The 20,164-nt window shown below is 60.4% G+C and carries 20 protein-coding genes and 1 tRNA gene; 11 read left to right on the top strand and 10 right to left on the bottom strand.

The features are described from left to right. The first annotated feature begins 147 nt into the window (after positions 1–147). Positions 148–780, top strand: coding sequence for a hypothetical protein (locus LC531_RS15400; protein ID WP_223654037.1), 633 nt, complete (start codon positions 148–150; stop codon positions 778–780). 102 nt (positions 781–882) lie between these two features. On the opposite strand, the gene LC531_RS15395 is transcribed toward LC531_RS15400, so the two are convergent. The 6 genes from LC531_RS15395 to LC531_RS15370 all read right to left on the bottom strand — a co-directional run bounded on the left by LC531_RS15395 (position 883) and on the right by LC531_RS15370 (position 5,304). Next, the gene (locus tag LC531_RS15395; protein ID WP_223651760.1) at positions 883–1,203 is read right to left on the bottom strand and encodes a 2Fe-2S iron-sulfur cluster-binding protein; all 321 of its coding nucleotides are present in this window, start codon (positions 1,201–1,203) and stop codon (positions 883–885) included. Between the two features lie 79 nt (positions 1,204–1,282). Beyond that, positions 1,283–2,299: an NAD(P)/FAD-dependent oxidoreductase gene (locus LC531_RS15390; protein WP_223651758.1), complete on the bottom strand. Its 1,017-nt coding sequence runs from the start codon at positions 2,297–2,299 to the stop codon at positions 1,283–1,285. A gap of 190 nt (positions 2,300–2,489) precedes the next feature. Beyond that, positions 2,490–3,200 (bottom strand): GAF domain-containing protein, encoded by a 711-nt coding sequence (locus LC531_RS15385; RefSeq protein WP_223651755.1) that lies wholly within the window; start codon positions 3,198–3,200, stop codon positions 2,490–2,492. A gap of 207 nt (positions 3,201–3,407) precedes the next feature. Then, positions 3,408–3,481 (bottom strand) — tRNA-Arg (locus LC531_RS15380). A gap of 121 nt (positions 3,482–3,602) precedes the next feature. After that, a complete protein-coding gene (locus LC531_RS15375; RefSeq protein ID WP_223651753.1) occupies positions 3,603–4,310 on the bottom strand; it encodes a TVP38/TMEM64 family protein in 708 nt (235 codons plus the stop codon). 97 nt (positions 4,311–4,407) lie between these two features. Next, entirely contained in the window at positions 4,408–5,304 is an 897-nt protein-coding gene (locus LC531_RS15370) for a DUF2167 domain-containing protein (RefSeq protein ID WP_223651751.1), read from the bottom strand. Positions 5,305–5,427: 123 nt separating this feature from the next. On the opposite strand from LC531_RS15370, the gene LC531_RS15365 reads away from it, so the two are divergent. The 5 genes from LC531_RS15365 to LC531_RS15345 all read left to right on the top strand — a co-directional run bounded on the left by LC531_RS15365 (position 5,428) and on the right by LC531_RS15345 (position 12,287). Next, positions 5,428–6,567 carry a cystathionine gamma-synthase gene (locus LC531_RS15365; protein ID WP_223651750.1) on the top strand — a complete coding sequence of 380 codons (1,140 nt, stop codon included), beginning with the start codon at positions 5,428–5,430 and terminating at the stop codon, positions 6,565–6,567. 155 nt (positions 6,568–6,722) lie between these two features. Beyond that, positions 6,723–7,343: a GDSL-type esterase/lipase family protein gene (locus LC531_RS15360; RefSeq protein ID WP_223651749.1), complete on the top strand. Its 621-nt coding sequence runs from the start codon at positions 6,723–6,725 to the stop codon at positions 7,341–7,343. An 89-nt stretch (positions 7,344–7,432) separates the two neighbouring features. Then, entirely contained in the window at positions 7,433–8,155 is a 723-nt protein-coding gene (locus LC531_RS15355) for a hypothetical protein (RefSeq protein ID WP_223651748.1), read from the top strand. 81 nt (positions 8,156–8,236) lie between these two features. Continuing rightward, entirely contained in the window at positions 8,237–9,229 is a 993-nt protein-coding gene (locus LC531_RS15350) for an MBL fold metallo-hydrolase (protein WP_223651747.1), read from the top strand. A gap of 244 nt (positions 9,230–9,473) precedes the next feature. Next, positions 9,474–12,287, top strand: a complete 2,814-nt coding sequence (locus LC531_RS15345; protein ID WP_223651746.1) for a TonB-dependent receptor — start codon at positions 9,474–9,476, stop codon at positions 12,285–12,287. Between the two features lie 70 nt (positions 12,288–12,357). Here the strand turns inward: LC531_RS15345 and LC531_RS15340 are convergent, their stop codons facing one another. Continuing rightward, complete coding sequence (locus LC531_RS15340; protein WP_223651745.1) at positions 12,358–12,990, bottom strand: putative Ig domain-containing protein; 633 nt, start codon at positions 12,988–12,990, stop codon at positions 12,358–12,360. After that, positions 12,956–13,786, bottom strand: coding sequence for a hypothetical protein (locus LC531_RS15335; RefSeq protein ID WP_223651744.1), 831 nt, complete (start codon positions 13,784–13,786; stop codon positions 12,956–12,958). The genes LC531_RS15340 and LC531_RS15335 overlap by 35 nt, the downstream gene beginning before the upstream one ends. A gap of 305 nt (positions 13,787–14,091) precedes the next feature. Between LC531_RS15335 and accD the strand changes: the two genes are divergently transcribed. The 4 genes from accD to LC531_RS15315 all read left to right on the top strand — a co-directional run bounded on the left by accD (position 14,092) and on the right by LC531_RS15315 (position 17,189). After that, entirely contained in the window at positions 14,092–14,964 is an 873-nt protein-coding gene (accD, locus tag LC531_RS15330; protein ID WP_223651742.1) for an acetyl-CoA carboxylase, carboxyltransferase subunit beta, read from the top strand. A gap of 194 nt (positions 14,965–15,158) precedes the next feature. Next, positions 15,159–15,854: a YiaD family glycine zipper/OmpA-like lipoprotein gene (locus tag LC531_RS15325; protein ID WP_472849578.1), complete on the top strand. Its 696-nt coding sequence runs from the start codon at positions 15,159–15,161 to the stop codon at positions 15,852–15,854. Between the two features lie 159 nt (positions 15,855–16,013). Continuing rightward, entirely contained in the window at positions 16,014–16,289 is a 276-nt protein-coding gene (locus tag LC531_RS15320; RefSeq protein ID WP_223651738.1) for a YMGG-like glycine zipper-containing protein, read from the top strand. A 183-nt stretch (positions 16,290–16,472) separates the two neighbouring features. Next, positions 16,473–17,189, top strand: coding sequence for a YiaD family glycine zipper/OmpA-like lipoprotein (locus LC531_RS15315; RefSeq protein WP_223651735.1), 717 nt, complete (start codon positions 16,473–16,475; stop codon positions 17,187–17,189). A gap of 330 nt (positions 17,190–17,519) precedes the next feature. Here the strand turns inward: LC531_RS15315 and LC531_RS15310 are convergent, their stop codons facing one another. Further along, complete coding sequence (locus LC531_RS15310) at positions 17,520–18,419, bottom strand: carboxypeptidase-like regulatory domain-containing protein (protein WP_223651733.1); 900 nt, start codon at positions 18,417–18,419, stop codon at positions 17,520–17,522. A gap of 315 nt (positions 18,420–18,734) precedes the next feature. Beyond that, the gene (locus LC531_RS15305; protein WP_223651731.1) at positions 18,735–19,598 is read right to left on the bottom strand and encodes a carboxypeptidase-like regulatory domain-containing protein; all 864 of its coding nucleotides are present in this window, start codon (positions 19,596–19,598) and stop codon (positions 18,735–18,737) included. 310 nt (positions 19,599–19,908) lie between these two features. Between LC531_RS15305 and LC531_RS15300 the strand changes: the two genes are divergently transcribed. Continuing rightward, the gene (locus LC531_RS15300; protein WP_223651723.1) at positions 19,909–20,163 is read left to right on the top strand and encodes a FeoA family protein; all 255 of its coding nucleotides are present in this window, start codon (positions 19,909–19,911) and stop codon (positions 20,161–20,163) included. Position 20,164 lies beyond the last annotated feature (1 nt).

Raw genomic sequence — 20,164 nt, 5'->3', positions numbered from 1 at the left:
GTCCTTGCTTGATGCGCAACATGCTCGCAAGGACATATTGCTCACTATTCATTGCCTCTTGCTCCTTACCTATTCGTCCGCTCAGCTTGCGCAACCGAACCTTACGCCCTATTTTTGTTTTTCTAACTATTATTCGGTAAATTATTGATGAGGAAGCTAGTTGTTCTATTCGCGCTCGTGCTGAGCACTACGGCGGCCTGGGCTCAGGCCGAGAAACCCCAACCCGTTACCAAGCTGCCTGGCGAAGAGAAACTGAGCACCCGCGAGCGCGCCGAGCGCGATTTTCTGATGCCAGTGCGCCGCAAGAAGGCCACTGACCCGGCCCGCCCCACCGCCTCGGCCGAGCAGCTGACCAGCGCCGCCCCCGAAACCGACGCCATCGCGCATTATAACGAAGCGGCCGCCGACCCCCGCCCCGAAGAGGTAGCCGCCCCCGCGCACCACGCGGCCGCCACCGGCCGCTCGCGCGCCACCCGCCACGCCGCCTGGCTGGCCGCCCGCCGCGAAGCGCACGCCACCGCCGCTCGCCACGCCAGCAAAGCCAGCCGCACCAAAAGCAGCAAATCAACCAAAGCTAGCCGCGCCGCCAAGGCCCACGCTGCCAAACATAGCAGCAGGGCCACGCACCATGCCGCCAAGGCCAGTAGCCACCACAGCACTAAGTCGGCTAGTCACAAAGTCAGCAAAGCGAGTTCCAAAAAAGTAGCGCACCATTCGACCGCCAAGAAAGTAAAAATCAAAACCAAAGCGAAGCACGCCACCAAGCACAAGCGCCGCTAAGCCCTAGCAACTACGTGAAGAGGCCCGGCAGCAATGCCGGGCCTCTGGCGTTTTGAAAGGGGGTAGGGGATGCCGGGCGTGTGAGGTTGGCCCAACCCGTGGCTACGCCGGGTCCGCAATGCGCACCACCAGCCCGTCGAGGTTGGGATGAAGGCGAATCTGGCAGCTTAGGCGGCTGGTTTCGTGCAGCACGGGCAGCGTGTCGAGCATGGCCCACTCGTCGTCGCTGGGCTCGGGTAGGGGCGGGCCGGCCAGCACCTCCACGTGGCAGGTGGCGCACAGCGCCATGCCGCCGCAGGTGGCCTGAATGGGGTAGTCATTAGCCTTGAGCAATTCCATGAGGCTCAAGCCCATGTCGGTCGGGGCTTCCAACTCGCGCCGCTGGCCGGGCGCTTCCTCCACGTAGATGCGGATGTCTTCCATAAAAAAGTTAAGAGTTAAGAGTTAAGAGTTAAAAAGCAGTCACAGCACGTTGCTTTTTAACTCTTAACTCTTAACTCGCTTACAGCGACGGGGCCCCGTTCACCGTGGTGTATTTGAGGGTGTATTTTTTGTCGGGAAAAATGTATTTGAACGCGCCCTGGCACATGAGAGCCGCCTCGTGGAAGCCGCAGAGGATGAGCTTAAGCTTACCGGGGTAGGTATTGATATCGCCGATGGCGTATACGCCGGGCAGCGAGGTGCTGTAGTCCTCGGTATTGACCACGATGGCATCATCGGTGAGGTCCAGGTTCCAGTCGCCGATGGGGCCGAGCTTAGGCGTGAGGCCGAAGAGGGGCACGAAGGCATCGAGCGGCACGGTTTCGGCCTCGCCATTATTGCCCGTAATGGTCACTTCCTGCAAGTGACCGTTGCCGTGCAGGTGCGTCACGTTAGAGCTGAGCACGAGCTTGATTTTGCCGGCCTCGGCCAGCGTCTTCACCTTTTCGGCCGAGTCGGCCGCGCCGCGGAAGGTGGTGCCGCGGTGCACGAGCGTCACCTCCGAAGCCACGCCGGCCAGGAAATTGGTCCAGTCCAGGGCCGAGTCGCCGCCACCGGCAATCACGATTTTCTTGTCGCGGAAGTGCTCCGGGTCGCGTACCATGTAGTGCACGCCTTTGCCGCCCTCGAAGCGCTCCAGGTTTTCCACGGCCGGCTTGCGCGGCTCAAACGAGCCCAGCCCACCCGCAATGGCCACGGCCTTGCAGGTAATCTCGGTGCCGTCGGTAGTAGCGAGTTGAAACGAGCCGTTGGCCAGCTTTTCAAAGCGCTCGACCCGCTCGCCCAGCGTAAACGTGGGGTGGAAGGGCGCACACTGCTTCATTAAGTTGTCCACCAAATCGCCGGCCAGAATCTCGGGGTAGCCGGGAATATCGTAAATCGGCTTTTTAGGATAAATCTCGGATAGCTGCCCGCCCGGCTGGGGCAGGGCATCCACCACGTGGCAACGCAGCTTGAGCAAACCGGCTTCAAAAACGGCAAACAGCCCCACCGGGCCGGCCCCGATGATGCAGATATCAGTGGAAATTACGGCGGACATGCAGCGACGAGCTTAGTTATTTAGAATGACTACAAAGGTACGGCAGACCCGGCGGGGGTAGGCGCGCCCATCCCCGCCGCCCGCGCCAGTGGCTCTAAAACAACGCAATGCCCGGTTTGGATTCCTGATTTGCCCCGAAGTTGCGCGCAAAAAACGGCACCGCGCCGTGCGCCCGTGCAGGAGGGTAGGGCTAGGCTTGCAGCGCCTGAATCTGCTCGGCGAGAATACTAATAACGCGCAAAATCTCCTCCTGCGTTGATTGGCGGTAGGCAGTGGCAGCCGCGCTGTCTTCGCCGTCTTCCCAGCCGGCGAGGGCGGCCAGCGTTTCGAGACGCGTGACCGACGATTCAATGCGCACGTAGATGCCGGCCCACAATTGCTGGTTCCAGGTGGGCTCTTGCAGCAGCTGAAGGCGCAGGTCGAGCAGGCTCATTACCACGGCCGCCAGGCTTTCCAGCAGCTCAGCCTCGGCAGGGCTGAAGGTGCGCGGCTTGTGGTCGATAACGCACAGCACACCAATAGAATGGCCCTCGCGGGTGCGCAGCGTGCTGCCCGCGTAGAAGCCCAAGTTGAGGCGCTGTACCAGGCCGGGGTTGATGAGGTCGCAGGGCCGCTCGCGTAGGTCCTCAAACACGCTGGTACCCTCGTGCAACATGGCCACCGAGCACAGGGTTTCCCAGCGGTTCACGCGGTCCATCTCCGGGTCCAGGCCGTAATTGAGGCCAAAGCGCACGTCCTCTTCCTCCACGAAGGCAATAATACCGATGGGCACGTTGAAGAGCTTGGCTGTCAGGCGCACCAGCTCCGCAAACGTCTCGTCCTGCATGGTGTTGAAAAGCTGGTACGGCCGCAATGCTTGTAGGCGGAGCGCTTCGCTGACGGGCGCGAGGGTAGGAGCCATAAAAGAGGAGGCCGTAAAAGCTGTTAGCTACTAGAGATAGCAGCGAAATTTTACTTGGCCAAGTAAAATTACAGATAATCAGCCAAAGTTTCTATTTCTAATGAGCAGCTTAGCGCGCCTACGTCGGCTAAATCACACGCGGGAGCCGATAACGAGCGAACCGGGCATTAAAAAACCCTCCCGGCGGGTAGCCGAAAGAGTTTTTCGTGGTCGTATAAGGAGTCGAACCTTAAACCTTCTGATTCGTAGTCAGATGCTCTATCCAATTGAGCTATACAACCAGTTCCCATGTTGGGAGGGCAAAGGTAAGAAATTATTTGGAAAGCTTGCAAGCACGAACGGCTTTTTTTTACGGCTGAACGGGATGCGCGCCGACAAGTTGGTAAGTATCAAGCCCAAATTCTAGCGAGCGGCCCCGCGCCGTAGCACCCGCTGCAAGGCCCGGTCGAACACCACGTAGAGCCCAAAGAGGGAAGCCACCACTAGCCCGATGAGCACGAGCTTGCTGGCGGTGCCCTCGTCGGGGTCGTGTAGCAGCGCCAGCACAGCTGGGGCCTTTGTGCCGAGCCAGTAGAAAAACAGGCTGCGCGGCAGCATCCCCAGCACCGAGGCGGCCAGGAAGCGCTGGCGCGCTACCCCCACTATAGCCAGCACGAAGGTCATGAGCGCGAATGGCAGCACCGGCGAGAGCCGGGTGAGGATAATCAGCGACCAACTCTGACTTTGTAGCTCGGCCAGCACGGCCTCGGCCTTGGGGAAGTGATGGAGCACGGCGCGCAGCTTGCCGTGGTCGAGGCGGCGGGCCAGCTCGTAGCCCAGGGCGGCGGCCAGCGCGTAGGCCGCCACCATGCCCGGCAGCCCCGCCCAGCCAAAATAATACCCTGAAATAATGGCCACGAACGTGGTGGGTGTGAGGGCCAGCGCCATCGTGAGGCCCGCCAGCGCGAAGTACAGCAGGCTCTGGGCCAGGTTCAGGTGTTGGAGCAGGGTAGGGCGCTCGGCGAGCAGCCCCAGCACGGCCGCCGAACCCAGCAGGGGCACCGCCAGCAGCAGGCTCATCGTGAGGAAAGTGGAAAAATTCTTCTGAAAAAGCTCGTGGAGAAAGGCCATTGATTCGTTGTTCGTTATTCAGGAGAGTAGCCTTTAGTCAATAAGCAAACGGCGGCCCAGGTAACAAATAACAAACACCGAACAACAAATAACGGCCCTACCCCTCCTTACTCCCGAAGCCGAAGAAGCGCTTAATCGTCGCCCAGGCCCCGCCCAGCGCCAGCAGGCCCAGCTTCCAGAACTTGAGAATGACGGCGAACAGGCCCACTTTGGCCAGCACCTTACCGGCTACCAGGCCGCCAATAGTATAGGCGGCTACCTCGTCGAGGTTGGCGTTGTAGTCGCTGTACTGCTGGCCTTTGCTGAACGATACGTTGGCCAGCAGGCCGGGGATGCTGGCTTTGATTTCGGATAATTGGCTGGGGTCGGCCACGGCATCGAACACCAGCACGCCCTTGCGACCCAGGACGCGCACGTTGTAGTTGAGGGTTTCGTCGAGGCTGCTACCGAAGCGTACTAGCTTGGCCCAGTGCAGGGTATGCTGTTGCTTGTCGTAGTAGGGCGGCGCGCCCCAGCCCAGCAGGTGGGCGGCTTCGTAGCCGGCGGCGGTGCGGTCGGCGTTGCCCTCCTCGGTTTCCTTCTGCATGTTTTCCAGTAGCTCATCGTACTTGATGTCATCGGCATCGTCGTCCTTCACGTAGCCCATCGGGTCGTAGTCGATGATATAGGCCCAGGCTTGGCCGCTCACCGGCCCTTTATCATCCGGGAACAGCATCCCGAGGTTGGTTTGGGGCGGGTTGTGCCAGAGCTTGTTGAGCACCCGGCCGCTCTGCGTGGAGTCGAGGTAGCGAAAGCCGCGCGGCACGGTCAGCTCACCAATGCCGCCGGGCAGCACCACGTGGCCCTGCTGGTAGTGAAAAGTGCCGTTAATAGAATCGATAACGGCCAGCTCGCGGGCTACCGAGTCGGGCACGGCGGGGGGGGTAGGCGGGGCGGCCAGCGCCAGTACGGCGGCCGAAAACAGCAAAAGCAAAGAAAGTAGTGATTTTTTCATATAATAGCCTGTGTATGAGTGATTGTTGGCCTAAGATAGGGTAGGGGCCGGGCTCGTTGCAAGTGCCCCGAAAAAATCGTGCCTACCCCCGCTCCCGCCGCCAGCCGGTACCTTTGCCTTCCTATGAAATTTGCCACCAAAGCCATCCACGCCGGCGTGCATCCGGACCCCACCACCGGGGCCATCATGACGCCCATCTACCAGACCTCGACCTACGCCCAGCGCTCGCCGGGCGATAACAAGGGCTACGAGTACTCGCGCACCCACAACCCCACCCGCACCCAGCTCCAGGATGCCCTAGCGGCCCTCGACAACGGGAAGCACGGCCTGGCCTTCGCCTCGGGCATGGCGGCCATCGACTGCGTGCTGCGCCTGCTGAAGCCCGGCGACGAAGTAATCTCGACCGACGACCTCTACGGCGGCTCCTACCGCATCATGACCAAGGTGTACGAGCCGCTGGGCATCAAGTGCCACTTCGTGCCGATGGGCGACCTGGCGGCGGTGCGGGCCAAAATCTCGCCCAACACCAAACTGATTTGGGTCGAAACGCCGACCAATCCGCTGCTTAATATTATTGATATTGAAGGCGTGGCGGCCATTGCCAAGGAGGCCGGCGCGCTGCTGGCCGTGGATAACACCTTCTCCACGCCCTACTTGCAGGAGCCATTGGCGCTGGGGGCCGACATTGTGGTGTATTCGCTCACCAAATACATGGGCGGGCACTCCGACGTGGTGATGGGCGCGCTGGTTTTCAACGACGACGACTTGCTGACGCGACTCAGCTTCTACCAGAATGCCTGCGGCGGTACGCCCGGCCCGCAGGACTGCTTCCTGGTGCTGCGCGGCCTCAAAACCCTGCACCTGCGCATGCAGCGCCACTGCGAAAACGGCCGCGCCGTGGCCGAGTACCTGCGCCAGCACCCGAAGGTAGAAAAAGTGTACTGGCCAGGCTTCGAGAGCCACCCCAACCACGCCGTGGCCGCCCGCCAGATGCGCGACTTCGGGGGCATGATTTCGTTCGTGCTCAAGGGCGATAAGCAGGCCGATGCCATCGCGGTGCTCGAAAAATTTCAGCTCTTCACCCTGGCCGAAAGCCTGGGCGGCGTGGAAAGCCTGAGTGGCCACCCCGCCACCATGACCCACGCCAGCATCCCGGCCGAGCAGCGCCGCCAGGCCGGTCTCTCCGATTCGCTCATCCGCCTCAGCGTGGGCGTGGAGGATGCCGAGGATTTGATTGACGACCTGGCCCAGGCCATAGGGTAGGGGGTAGGGCCGCAACCCAAACCCGCGGCTAGGCCCGTAGGTAGCGGGGCCGCCCAGACCAGGGCGGCCCCAACCAGCTAATCGTGTGCCTTTTAGTATTCATAATCAATCTATTAACTGCTTGTGTTTCGGCGCGGCAGGTGCTGCCTACCCCCATGCCCGCCGGCCACGCAACTATCTCTTACCTCGCCCTGGGTGACTCCTATACCATCGGCGAGGGGGCGGCCCACGCCGACCGCTGGTCGGTGCAGCTGGCCGCGCTCGACCGGGCGCAGGGGGGGCGGCTCGCTAACCCGGACATCATCGCCCACACCGGCTGGACCACCGCCGAGCTGCAAGCCGCCATTGTGGCCAGTGGCAACCACCGCCGCGACTACGGCCTGGTGTCGCTGCTCATTGGGGTCAACAACCAGTACCGGGAGCAGTCGATAGCGCTGTACCGCGCCGAACTGCGCGAGCTGCTGGCCACGGCCGTGGCCTTCGCGGGCGGGAATGGCGGCCGGGTAGTGGTGCTCAGCATCCCCGACTGGGGCCAAACCCCTTTTGCCCACGACCGCGACCGGGCGCAAATTGGCCGCGAGATAGACGAGTTCAACGCCGTGGCCCAGGCCGAGTGCCAGCGCGCCGGGGTAGCCTTTGTGGATATTACGCCCCTCACCCGCGCCGCCATGGGGGAGGCCGGCCAGTTCACCCACGATGGCCTGCACTACACCGGCCCCCAGATGGCCCACTGGGCGGCGCGGACGCTGCCCGTAGTGCAGGCGCTGCTGAGGTGAGAAGCCGCGCTTGAGCTTGCAACCAATGAGTCTGCTCGTTGGCTCTCGTTGGTGTAGCTTCCCTCAGCCATAACCCGCTCGCCACGACTATGAAAAAGCTTCTGTACCTGCTGCCTTTGCTGGCGCTGGCTCGCCCGGCCCTAGCTCAGCACACCGAATTAATTGGCCGCGCCGGGGGCAACCTGGCTTGGTTTGGCGGGCGCGATGCGGCCGCTACGTCGTTTATCAACTACAACACGTTTCTGGGCACCACCAGCGGCTACACGAATAGCCCGTATGGCAGCCGGGCGGGCGTAGGCTTCGGGCTAGGTGGGCGCGTGTTGCGCGTGACGCGGCCGGGCGTGCTGCTGGCCTTCGACCTGGGCTACGACTGGCAGCAAGCGCGTACTGAAATTACTAGTCTCTACTATTCAAGTGGCCTTTCCTCGGCTTTAGTCCAGTATGCGGCTAATGGCAGCTCCCACTACCGCACTCAGAATATCAGCGGTTTTCTGGGGGTAGGCTACCGGGCCAAGCTACCCGGCGTGGTAGTAGATGCGCTGGTTGGCCCTGAGCTAGCGGGCGTAATTGGGGGCCACGAAAAAGGCCGCGGTATCTACAACGATACCAAATGGACCGTGGACGAGCGTCGCGACCCCAGCTATCCGCTCGATGCCCGCCTGCGCGCTGACCTCACGGCCTGGCGGGGCCGCACGGGCCTGAACGCCAGCTATTCGCTGGGCTTTATGAATTACCAGGGTAGCTTAGTAGGCAGCTCAGCGGAAGTATACGCCCGTGTTTTGCGACTGGGGCTGGCCTACCGGCTACGGTAGGCGCGGTGCTTGGCGGGGGTAAAACATTCGCCCCACCGATGCGTCTAGGGCGCTGCGGCTGCTTGGTGGCTGCTTGTCACTATGCAGCTCCAGCCCCACCACACTGGCCAAAAATACGTCAACGTGTTGCCCACCAGCGTAAGCCCGCCCTCGGGCTACGGCCGGCTGCTGCGGCGCTACCTCTTCGAGAAAGCCGAGCGTGAGCCGAGCCAGCCGCTAGGGCCGTTTCGGGCCGACGCGGCGGCGCTGGCCGCCCCCGTGCCCGCCGACTCGCTGCGCGTTACCTGGCTGGGCCACAGTACGATACTGCTCGAAATAGATGGCCGCCGCTTCCTCACTGACCCGGTGTGGGCCGAGCGGGCTTCGCCTTCGCAATTGGTAGGACCCAAGCGGTTTTTTGCGCCGCCGCTGCCGCTGGCCCAACTGCCGCCGCTTGATGGGATTATCCTCTCGCACGACCACTACGACCACCTCGACGAGGCGGCCATTCGGGCGCTGGCCCCGCGCGGCGAGCACTTCTACTGCCCCCTGGGGGTGGGGGCGCACCTGCGCCGCTGGGGCGTGCCCGCCGGCCGCATCACGGAAGCCACGTGGTGGGATGCAATTTCCCTACCCCTTGGTTTTGAGCTGATTGCCACGCCGGCCCGTCATTTCTCGGGACGCGGGCTGCTGAACCGTGACAGTACCCTCTGGGCCTCGTGGGTGCTGAAGGGGCCGCACCACCGCGTGTTTTTCGGCGGCGACTCAGGGCCATTCGATGAGGCGTTTCAGCAAATTGGGGCGGCTTATGGGCCGTTCGATTTGGTGCTGCTGGAAATCGGGGCTTCGGACCCCGAGTGGGCCGATATTCACCTCGGCCCCGATAACGCGCTGGCGGCCCACCGGCTGCTGGGCGGCGGCCCGCTGCTGCCACTGCACTGGGGCACCTTCAACCTGGCGCTTCATGCCTGGCGGCAGCCGGTGCAGCGCCTCATTGCGGCGGCCGACGCGGCGGTGCCATTGCTGCTACCCGCCCCCGGTCAGCGCGTAGACGTGGCGGCTGGGCCAGTTAGTTCGTTCTGGTGGCTGGCGTAGAACACTATACAGTAAGGGAAGCGCCGGGCTTGCGCCGGTTGGGGGGGTAGGCGGATGGTCAGTTGGGCGCTCGCCTACCCCCCTTCCGCTGCTTGCCAGGCTGCGTACAGCTTGGGGTAGCTAGCCGGGCAGTTGTGTGGCATTGTTACCGGAATATGTTGGATAAAAATTGCCTAGATGAAAAGCTGATGTAATTTGCCTGGGTTAAATTTCAGTCAGCTAATCTTCATTAAGCTTATTTTCCATGAGAAAAACGCTACTTACTCCCCTCCTGGTAGTATCGGCCCTGGTCGCCCACGCCCAGAAAATAACCGTGACGGGCCGCGTACTTAGCGCTACCGGCGAGGCCCAGCCGGGGGCCACCGTGCTGGAGCGCGGCACTAACAACGGCACGGCCGCCAACGCCAGCGGCGAGTTTTCGCTGTCGGTAGCGCCGACCGCCACGCTCACTATTTCGGCCATCGGCTTCGCTACCCAGCAGGTGGCCGTGAACGGCCGCACCCGCCTGGACGTGCGCCTGACGGCCTCGGCTACCGACATCGGCGACGTGGTGGTAACCGGCTCGCGGGCCGCCGTGGGCCGCTCCAACGTGCTGACCACCGCGCCGGTAGACGTGATTACGGCTCGCGAAATCCGGGCCTTTGCCCAAACCGACGTGAGCCAGGTGCTGACCTACGCCGCGCCGTCGTTTCAGTCGTCGCGCCAGTCTATTTCGGATGGCACCGACTTTCTGGACCCCGCCAGCCTGCGCGGCCTTGGCCCCGACCAGGTGCTGGTGCTCGTGAACGGCAAGCGCCGCTACAGCCAGTCGCTGGTCAACATCAACGGCACCATCGGACGCGGCTCAGTGGGCACCGACCTCAACACGATTCCCACGGCCAGCATCAAGCGCATTGAGGTGCTGCGCGACGGCGCGGCGGCCCTCTACGGCTCCGATGCCATTGCGGGCGTTATTAACATTCAGCTCAAAGACGACACCACGCACACCAGCGCCAGCAGCCTCTACGGCCAAACTACCCAGGGCGATGGTAAAACTGAGCAGGTCGATTTCAGCACCGGCATCAACCTCAACAAGCGCGGCTTCCTGGATTTGAGCGGCCAGTTTTTGAACCGCGGCTACACCAACCGCTCGTTTTCGGATACCGCGCCACTCATGTATCTGGGCGGTAACGGCGGCAACTACCCCGCATCGGCCACTACCGAGCAGAGCCGGCGCGACCTCAAGGCGCAGGACGATGCGCTGGTGGCCCAGAACGGCTTCGACCGGCGCGACATCCGGGTGGGCCAGTCGGACTCGCGCAACTTTGGGGCGATGTTCAACGGGGCCTACCGCGTGGGGGCGGGCTACGAGGTCTATTTCTTCGGCGGGGCTTCGTACCGCACGGGCCGCGGGCCGGGCTTCAACCGCCTCCCCAACCAGCCCACCCAAAGCGACCTGAGCTTGTTTCCGAACGGCTTTCTGCCGTTTATCAACAGCGTTATCAACGACCACTCGGGTACTTTGGGCGTGCGCAAAAATCTGAACGGCTTTGCCCTGGACCTGAGCAATACGTTTGGTCGCAATAACCTAGCCTTCAATATTGATGGCACTGTCAATGCGGCGCTGCCGCAGCTGCCCGGCCTGGTAAACCCCACTAATTTCTACGCCGGCCGCCTGGCTTTCATGCAGAATACGACCAACCTGAGCGTGTCGCGCCGCTACACCGAGGTAGGGCCGCTGGCGACGCTCAACGTGGCCGCCGGGGGCGAGTTTCGGGTGGATAACTACCTGATTGAGCAGGGCGAATATGCTTCGTACTTTGGGGCGATAGGCGGCCGCACGGCCAGCAACGGCGCGCCGGCCGCCGCTGGCTCGCAGGTGTTTCCGGGCTACCAGCCCAGCAACGCGCTGAACAAGACGCGCACCAACCTGGCCGGCTACCTCGACCTCGAAAGCGACATTACCGATAAGCTACTCGTGCACCTGGCCGGCCGCGCCGAAAACTACAGCGACTTTGGCGGCAACGTGAGTGGCCAGGCCGGGGCGCGCTACAGCCTCATCGAGGGGCTGGCGCTGCGGGGCTCCATTGGTAGTGGCTTTCGGGCCCCTTCGCTCCAGCAGCGGTATTTCAACAACACGAGCACGCAGTTTGTAAGCGGGCTGCCGCAGCAGGTGCTGACGGTGAACAACGACAGTCCCATCGTGCGCAACGGCTTTGGCGGCAGCGGCCAGCAGGGCTTCGGCGTGGAGCCGCTGCGGCAGGAGAAATCGAAAAACTACGGCCTGGGCCTCACGGCCACCGTGGCGCGCCAGCTCACCCTAACCGTGGATGCGTACCAGATTGACATTCGCGACCGCATCGTGCTGTCTTCGGCGTTCACGCGAGCCAATCCCTTGGTAGCTACTATCCTGGGTTCGCTGCCCGTTAGCCAGGTGCAGTTTTTTGCTAATGCCGTGAACACCCGCACCCGCGGCCTCGACGTGGTGGCCAACGAGCGCATTGCGCTGGGCCCCGACAGCCGCCTGCTACTCACCGCCGCCGCCAACTTCAACAGCACCGAGGTAACGAGCTTCAACTCCTCGTCTTCGACCATCAACAACGACCAGACGCCCGGCGTCAACAACCTGCAAAACCGCCTCTTCGACCGCTCGCAGCGCACGCGCCTGGAGCACGGCAACCCGCGCAACAAAATCAACCTGGCCGCCGCCTACAACGTGGGCAAGTTTGGGATAGAGGCCCGCTCGGTGCGCTTCGGCCAGATTCAAACCGCTGACGCCGACCCGACCCGCGCCTATCTCGACCAGACCTTCTCGGCCAAGTGGATTACCGACCTTACCGTGAACGTGCAGCTGGCTAAGCAACTAGGCTTAGTATTCGGGGTCAATAACTTGTTCAACGTCTACCCCGATAAAATCTACGTGGACCCGCGCAACAATCCCAACAACTTCTCCACGGACCCCGCCACGAGCTTCAATTCCTCACTCGATAACTCCAACCGCGGCCGCTTCCTGTACAGCGCCAACCAGTTTGGCTTCAACGGGGCCTACTACTTCGGCCGACTAAATATCACGCTTTAAAAAGAGCTTTGGCCATGAAAAAGCCCGCGCTGCACTGGCAGCGCGGGCTTTTTAGCGTTTAGCTGCGGGCTCAGTTGCCGGCGCGCAGCAGGCGCGCCAGCGGCCGGCCATCGGCCCCGCGCGCCACGTAGAGGCCGGCCGGCAGGGTAGGGGTAGGCTGCCATTGCACGCGGCCATCGGCGTCGGCCTGGAGCCGGGCCACCACGCGTCCCAGTTCATCCACCACGATAATGGCCTGCCCCCCGGCCGCCTGAAACTGCATCTGCTCGCGGAAGGGCATGGGGAAGGCAGCCGCGTCGGTGGGGGGTAGGGCCGGGCGTCCGGCCAGCGCCGCGCCGGGGGCCGAAACCAGGAAAACAAATGTTTGTTCCTTACTGGCATTGAGCGGGCAACCATTATCAAAAACGGCCACGGTAGCCGTATAGCGGCCCGGTGGCAACGTGGCAGGCACCTGCCAGGTGAGCTGGGCCTGCGTCGGGCTAAGGGTCGTGAGGCTGAGGCCCGGCACCACGCCCGTAGCATCGCTGCTGAAGCGCAACGCCTGGCCCGCGTCGGGGTCGGCGGCGCTCAGCGTAAGGCTGATTGCCTGGCCCGCCCGCATCGGTATTACCTGGCTGGGCAGCTGCGCGGTGCCGTTGGCCAGTGTGAGGCCCGTGAAATAGGGCGGGTTATTGGTAGCGCTGTAAGCGCGTGGTGTAGCCAATGGGCTGCCAGGTGCCGTTTATCCGCCGGTACTCGCTCACGCGGGCCGCCATCGCGTAGAAGCCCTGCCGCACGGGGTCGGCCGGCGCGGTGAGGGACCCGGTAGCTGTATTCAGCTGAAACTGCCCCGGCATAAAGTTTAGCTCGTCCATTCCGCATAGTACAACCGGCGGCACCCCTGATTGCGGCGTTACGAAGCTATACGCCAGTGAGTCGCCGTCGGCATCAAACGTACTGAAGCTATAGCGCTGCGCCGAGTTACCGCAGAGATAGGGTAATAGGTTAGTCAGAAACTGGGGTGAGTTGTCTTGCGCCGCCAGCGCATTATCCAAAAACGCGCTGATGTAAAAGGACGTGTTAACCGAATTGGCGATGTTCACAATATCCGCCGACCTATTTTCAGCATATATACTCAAGGTCCACTGGCCGCGGGGCAGGTCCACGTCCGTTTCAAAAAGGTAGGTATAATACGTGCGGATGGGCGTGGTAGGCGAGCAGCCAATGGCCGTCAACTGCTGTGGTGATTGTTTACGGCGTACCGTCACCGTGAAGTAATCGGTGGCTGCCGCGTTGCAGCCCCCGCGGTTGCACGTCAGGTCCACAGCGGTTTGGTCCACGCCATTCGCATCCCTGAACAAGCGCACCGTGACGTGGTAGCGCGGCACCCCGGCCGTGGTAACGGCTACCGGCGCGTAGGCAATATCGCCCCCTAAAATGTGCGTGGCGTGTGCGGCTTGCAGCCCGCCTACCCCCAGTAGCAAGGCCAATAACCAACGGAAGCGGAGCGGTGTAAACATATTCAAGTCGTGAAAAGAAGAATTGCTAAACTAAGTTACTTAAATAGCGGCCGCTACGCGAGTTGCCAGGGGGAATTTTTGCGAATCTGGAGGCTAGTACCGGCCTGGCCCTTGCTCGCCTTACGGTTGCTAATAGGGGGTAGGGTAGGTGCGGCCCGCGTCGCCCTACCCCCCGGCCGGGGCCCGATGGTAACTGTGGCGTAATTTTGCCATCCGCGGCGGGCCCCGAATAATAGCCCAGCTTGGCTGCTGGCTGGTAGCCTCCGCCGCGCCTCTTATTTGTCATCATTCTAGTACTCACCCGTATGGCTTGGTTTAAGCGCCAGGAAAAGGGCATCAGCACCCCCACCGAGCAGAAAAAGGAAACGCCCGACGGCCTCTGGTACAAGTGCCCCGAGTGCAAGACCGTGGCCACGATGGCCGAGCACAAGCGCCTGCACTACGTGTGCGGCAACTGCGGCCACCACGACCGCATCGACGCGGCCGCCTACTTCGAGCTATTGTTTGATAATAACCAGTTTACGGAGTTGGATGCCGACCTTACCTCCGCCGACCCGCTGCACTTCGTGGATACCAAGGCCTACCCCCAGCGGGTGCAGGCTACCGAGAAAGCCACCGGCCTCAAAGACGCCGTGCGCACGGCCCACGGCCTGAGCGCGGGCCAGCCGCTGGTTATCGCGGCAATGGATTTTCGCTTCATCGGTGGCTCGATGGGCTCGGTAGTGGGCGAGAAAATCGCGCGTGCCATCGACTACGCCCGTCAGCACCGGGTGCCATTCCTGATGATTTCGCGCTCGGGCGGTGCCCGCATGATGGAAGCCGGCTACTCGCTCATGCAAATGGCCAAAACTTCGGCCCGGCTGGCGCTGCTGGCCGAAGCCAAAGTGCCCTACGTCAGCTTGTTAACCGACCCCACCACGGGCGGCGTCACGGCCTCGTTTGCCATGCTCGGCGACTTTAATATTGCCGAGCCGGGCGCGCTCATCGGCTTTGCCGGCCCGCGCGTCATCAAGGAAACCATTGGCAAGGACCTGCCCAAAGGCTTCCAAAGTGCCGAATTTGTGTTGGAACACGGCTTCCTCGATTTTATCGTGGACCGCCGCGAGCTGAAGCCGCGCCTCGCTGAATTGCTGTCGATGGTGAGCATAGTAAAAGTGCAGCAAACGCCTGCCGCATGAGGCGAAATCAGGTGCAATTTCTTATGGATTAAGTTCTATTTTTAACTGTTTGGCACGACTTTAGGAAACCCCGTTTTGGTAACCAAAGCGGGGTTTTGCGTATAAGTCCTCGGTGGTAACCATATTTTTCTTCACCAACCTTTCAGATTATGACTACTACAAAGTCTTTCCTGGCCGTTTTGCTGGCCTTCGTAATGCTCCTAGGCTCTTGCGCTTCTTCGCGCCAACCCGCCAATGGGTCGCTCTCCGATGCCAACGGCTCAGGCGTACGCAAGGATGGCATGAATAAAACCACGAAGGGCGGCCTACTGGGGGCCGGTGGCGGTGCGGCAGCCGGCGCGCTGATTGGCGGCCTGTTCGGCGGCGGCAAAGGCACGGCTATTGGCGCGATTCTGGGCGCGGCGGCGGGTGGCACCACGGGCGCGCTCATTGGCCGCAAAATGGATAAGCAAGCTGCTGAATTGCAACGTAATATGGCCGGTGCGAAAGTTGAGCGCGTGGGCGAAGGCATTAAAATTACCTTCGACTCAGGCATCCTGTTTGACACGAATTCGGCTAATCTGCGTGCAGCCTCTACCGCTGATATCGACAAGCTATCGACTACTCTCAAGGAATACCCCGATACTAATATTTTAGTCGAAGGCCACACCGATAACACCGGCACCGATGCCATCAACCAACCCTTAAGCGAGAACCGCGCCCAATCGGTAGCTACGGCTCTGACCGCAGATGGCGTAGCTGGCAGCCGCGTTACCACCAAAGGCTATGGCTCGTCGCAGCCCGTGGCCGATAATACGACCGATGCCGGCCGCCAGGCCAATCGCCGGGTTGAAATTGCCATCTTCGCCAACGAAAAGATGAAGAAGGCCGCCGAGAACGGCACCCTCTAACCGGGGCCTACCCCCCTCCCCAATAGTAAGCCCAGAGCCACTAGCTCTGGGCTTTTTTTGGTTAGATAGAGTAACCTGCCCGAAATACCAACCGTTGAAATCCTTGCGGCTTCCCAATCGCTTCTCTTTTCTTTCCTACCCTTAAGCCTTGAAAATTTTATGAAAAGCTTCTCCAAATCTTTTGTGATACTACTGACATTCTTCGCTTTAATAGGTGCGGCGGCTCACGCCCAAGACAAGCCTAAGGGCTGGAGCCGCAAGGCCAAGGGTGCCGCCATTGGTGGGGGTAGCGGCGCGGTAGTCGGTGGCCTATTGGGCGGCGGCAAAGGTGCCGTAGTTGGGGCTGCCGCCGGCGTGGTAGGCGGGGGCCTCATTGGCCGTAGCGAAGACAAGAAAAAAGACCCCGCCCGCTACAACCATTATCATAATAAGTAGCAGCCTCCCGGCCATGAAGCAGCGGCGCACGAAAAAGTCTGGCTCGGCGCCGGGCTTTTTCGTGCGCCGGGGATTGGGGGTAAGGGTAAGAACTAGCCCGAGTTTGGCAAGGTGGTTGCAAATGCCAAACTTGCCAGCGCATTGCGCTAGCGTACTCATTCCTATTTTTATTTTTTCAAATTCATGAAAAGCCTGAAACTCTCATTTTCTTACCTGCTGGCGGTTCTGCTGCTGCTGGGGCACTTCGCGCAGGCGCAAACCACTACCGTCACCACCGACCAGCCGAAGGGCATGAGCAAAACGGTGAAGGGCGGCATCTTTGGTGGCCTAGGCGGCGCGGCGGGCGGCGCTATTCTGGGCCGCGTTATTGGGGGCAAGGGCGGCACGGCCAAGGGGGCTATCCTAGGCGCGGCTATCGGCGGCGCGGGCGGGGCCCTTATTGGCCGCAAAATGGACAAGCAGGCTGCCGAGTTGCGCCGCGACCTTGACGGGGCCACCGTGGAGCGCGTGGGCGAAGGAATCAAAATCACTTTTGCCTCGGGCATCCTGTTCGGCAGCAATTCTTCGACCCTGACGCCCGCCGCCACCGGCAGCATCGACGAGCTGGCTACTACCCTTCAGAAATACGCCGACACCAATATCACGATTGACGGCCACACTGACTCGTCGGGCTCCGATGCCATTAACCAGCCCCTGAGCCAGCGCCGCGCCCAGGCCGTGGCCAATGAGCTAACCGGCAAAGGCGTAGACAACAGCCGCATCACGGCCACTGGCTATGGGTCGTCGCAGCCCGTGGCCGATAATACGACCGCAGCCGGCAAGGCCCAGAACCGCCGCGTAGAAGTAGCCATTTTCGCCAACGAGAAGATGAAGAAAGCTGCTAAGAAAGGTCAATTATAGGACCACTGGCTTTATGACTTTTGTGGACGAGTAACTCGTCTTTATCCGGGAGAAATCAGCAGAGAGGCCGCTCGCAAGAGCGGCCTCTCTTTGCGTTAAGAAGGGAGGGTAGCAGCCTGAACTTGCCAACTTATGCGCAAGCGTCATCCTCCGCGCCGCGTAGCCCGCCTGTTCAAGGTGCTCGCGCACGAGCTGAAAGCTCCTGCTGCTACTCACCTATTTTCTGCACCAGACAGCAGGCTCAGAAAAAAAGAGGCCGCTCATGCGAGCGGCCTCTTTGGCGATTTCCCCTATACAAAGACGAGTTAATTGTCCACGAAATCCGTGGTCTTATTTGTATGCATCTACCTCGGCGCGCATCATGGCGTTGAAGCGCGAGCCGTTGTTGGCGAGTGTCACCAGGTTCCAGCCTCGGCCGATGGCGTAGCTCCAGGTGCGGCTATCCTTGAACTCGAAGGTGGGGCGCAAAATCTGGCCGTAGGGCGTGTAGTTATCCATAAAATTGGTGGTATAGAACTTGTCGCCGCTCACAATCCACTCCATCGCCACGTAGAAACCTTCTTCGGGCGCGATGAGGTTGTAGGGCGATAAATCGACTGTAAACCATTCGCCGCCGCGCGCCGCCGATACAATCACGCTCTCCGTGAGCATGTCCTCGTTGGGCGCGTTGTAGTTGCCATTGGCCTTGTAGATACGCACCCGGAAGGGCTCGCGCGGGAAGCCGTTTTCGCCAATGTAGAACGAGACCGTGCGAATAGCGCCCAGCTTCTTGGCCTTCTCATTCTTGCACATAAAGGCATACTGGCTGCCCGGCATGCCCTGAATCATGCCCGCGCCCGGCGAATTGGAATGCGCCCCGAGCATCAGCGGCCGCACCTTGCTAGCCTCAATCTGCACGTTGGACAGCGCGATGGCTTGCCGCGGCAATTGCAGGATAATCTCCTCCATATTGGTGCCGCGCTTCACGTAGAGGGCCGTGCGCTTGTAGCCCAGCGCCATCACGATAATCGAGTCTTCGGTCACCTTTGTGGGCATAGCCAGCTGAAAGTAGCCGTACTCGTTGGTGAGCGCGCCGGTTTGCTCTTCGGCCAGGTTGATGGAGGCGAACGGAATCGGGTCCTGCGTTTTTTCATCTACCACGCGGCCGGTAATGCGTCCTTCCTGCTGTGCCCAGCCCAAGGCGGGCCACGAGCTAGCGACTAATAATAGTAATAGTAAACGCTTGAGCATAATTAAAAAGAAAAATGGATAAAACTCAGACTCGCAAATTTAACCGGTAGCCAGGCTTTGCAAAGCAACACGGATAAAAAGTCAGAATAAATTTATCGAGTAGTTGGCAAAAGTTTCTAAAAGAAGATTTTAAAGTAAAAAAACCGTTTTTAAGAGAGCAGTAAGTAACCTGGCGCTCAACTATGCTTTGGGCACTAAGGGAGGTTTGAATATGATTTTTATAAGCTGATGCGAATTTTAAAAAAGTAGTCGATTCAGCACCTTGGCACTCGTCTTCTTCTTGGGTTTGCCAAAAAGCGTAAGGCTAAGAACCAGCTATTTAATCATATCTACCTCGGCCCTAATCATGGCGTTGTAGTGTTGGCCGGCGGAGGTTGCCATCGTCAGCAGCGTCCAGCCCTTACCGATGCTATAGTTCCAGGTGCGGCTTTCCTTGAACTCGAAGGTGGGGCGCATAATCTGGCCGTAGGGCGTGTAGCTCTCGTCCATAAAATTGGTATTGAAGAACTTATCGCCGCTCACAATCCATTCCATCGCCACGAAAAAGCCTTCTTCAGGTGCTACTACGTTATAGGGGGTCAGGTCTACAGTGTACCACTGGCCGCCCTGCGGAGCTGACACTACCACGTTGTCGGTCAGAATATCCGTGTTGGGCGCGTTGTAGTTGCCATCGGCCTTGTAGAGGCGCACCCGGAAAGGCTCGCGTGGGAAGCCGTTTTCGCCGATGTAGAACGACACTGAGCGGACGTTGCCGAGGCGCTTGTTTTTGTCATTTTTCACAAAAAATGCGCACTGGCTACCGGGCTGCCCTTGTAGCAGGCCATCGCTGGGACGGTTGGCGGTAGCTCCGAGCCCGAGGTTCTTAATCTTGCCACCCTTTACCAGCACATTTTGCAGGGCAATAGCCCGGCGGCTTACTTCCAACACCATATCAGCCATTGGCTTGCCACGCTGCACCGCGATGGCAAGATGGTCGTAGCCCAGCGCCATCACGATAAGCGAATCGGTGTCATTCTTGGATGGCCCAGGCAATTGAAAGACCCCAAACTCATTACTTAGGGCTCCGGTCTGCTCGTCTTTGAGACTAAGTGAAGTGAACGGCAGCGGTTCCTTAGTGGTCTTATCGATAATCTTGCCGGTGAGCGGAGCCGCGGCGGGCGGCGTAGTCTGAGCGTGCACTATTACAGAAGTGCCGCACCAGAATAATGCAAAATAAAATAGACGTTTTAACATTTTAAGGTAGAAAATGGACTGACTAATGCAAAAATAGGGGCGAAAGTTCAAGTGTCAACTATGAATAAGTTAGCTGGAAAAAAAACATTCAAATACCGGCCCAAACTCGCGCGCCAGCGGCCAGAAATAAGCTGAGCCGCCCACGCACGGTTGGTAATAGGAAAGGTGCGGCAACTAAACGGCCGTATCTTTGTTTGAATTAAATCTAAATAACCCAACGCTCTTCACCGTGGCTCTTTTTCGTCGTTCTGCCGCCGTGGCTGCTCCGCAGCCGGTTTCCGCCCGCCGCACCGCCAACGACCTACGGCCGGGCGAAACGGCTATCGTATGCTGCCTCAAGGACCCACAAATGGCGCTCAAGCTCTTGGATATGGGCTGTATTCCGGGTACGCAGGTGCGGCTGACGGGCCGCGCCCCCCTCGGCGACCCGCTGATGCTGGTGCTGGGGGACGAGGAATACACGCTGTCGCTGCGGGTGAGTGAGGCGCTTACTATTCAGCTAAAAGACTAAC

Source organism: Hymenobacter psoromatis (genome assembly GCF_020012125.1).
Classification (GTDB): Bacteria; Bacteroidota; Bacteroidia; order Cytophagales; family Hymenobacteraceae; genus Hymenobacter; species Hymenobacter psoromatis.
Note: the sequence above shows the minus strand (reverse complement) of the source record. Positions and strands in the feature narration are given on the sequence as shown.

Coding starts and splice junctions, on each gene's coding strand:
- LC531_RS15345 (WP_223651746.1), top strand. CDS start 9,474: ATGAGAAAAACGCTACTTACTCCCCTCCTGGTAGTATCGGCCCTGGTC.
- LC531_RS15360 (WP_223651749.1), top strand. CDS start 6,723: ATGCCCGCCGGCCACGCAACTATCTCTTACCTCGCCCTGGGTGACTCC.
- LC531_RS15375 (WP_223651753.1), bottom strand. CDS start 4,310: ATGGCCTTTCTCCACGAGCTTTTTCAGAAGAATTTTTCCACTTTCCTC.
- LC531_RS15315 (WP_223651735.1), top strand. CDS start 16,473: ATGAAAAGCCTGAAACTCTCATTTTCTTACCTGCTGGCGGTTCTGCTG.
- LC531_RS15335 (WP_223651744.1), bottom strand. CDS start 13,786: ATGTTTACACCGCTCCGCTTCCGTTGGTTATTGGCCTTGCTACTGGGG.
- LC531_RS15385 (WP_223651755.1), bottom strand. CDS start 3,200: ATGGCTCCTACCCTCGCGCCCGTCAGCGAAGCGCTCCGCCTACAAGCA.
- LC531_RS15325 (WP_472849578.1), top strand. CDS start 15,159: ATGCTCCTAGGCTCTTGCGCTTCTTCGCGCCAACCCGCCAATGGGTCG.
- LC531_RS15390 (WP_223651758.1), bottom strand. CDS start 2,299: ATGTCCGCCGTAATTTCCACTGATATCTGCATCATCGGGGCCGGCCCG.
- LC531_RS15370 (WP_223651751.1), bottom strand. CDS start 5,304: ATGAAAAAATCACTACTTTCTTTGCTTTTGCTGTTTTCGGCCGCCGTA.
- LC531_RS15400 (WP_223654037.1), top strand. CDS start 148: ATGAGGAAGCTAGTTGTTCTATTCGCGCTCGTGCTGAGCACTACGGCG.
- accD (WP_223651742.1), top strand. CDS start 14,092: ATGGCTTGGTTTAAGCGCCAGGAAAAGGGCATCAGCACCCCCACCGAG.
- LC531_RS15395 (WP_223651760.1), bottom strand. CDS start 1,203: ATGGAAGACATCCGCATCTACGTGGAGGAAGCGCCCGGCCAGCGGCGC.
- LC531_RS15355 (WP_223651748.1), top strand. CDS start 7,433: ATGAAAAAGCTTCTGTACCTGCTGCCTTTGCTGGCGCTGGCTCGCCCG.
- LC531_RS15365 (WP_223651750.1), top strand. CDS start 5,428: ATGAAATTTGCCACCAAAGCCATCCACGCCGGCGTGCATCCGGACCCC.
- LC531_RS15320 (WP_223651738.1), top strand. CDS start 16,014: ATGAAAAGCTTCTCCAAATCTTTTGTGATACTACTGACATTCTTCGCT.
- LC531_RS15310 (WP_223651733.1), bottom strand. CDS start 18,419: ATGCTCAAGCGTTTACTATTACTATTATTAGTCGCTAGCTCGTGGCCC.
- LC531_RS15350 (WP_223651747.1), top strand. CDS start 8,237: ATGCAGCTCCAGCCCCACCACACTGGCCAAAAATACGTCAACGTGTTG.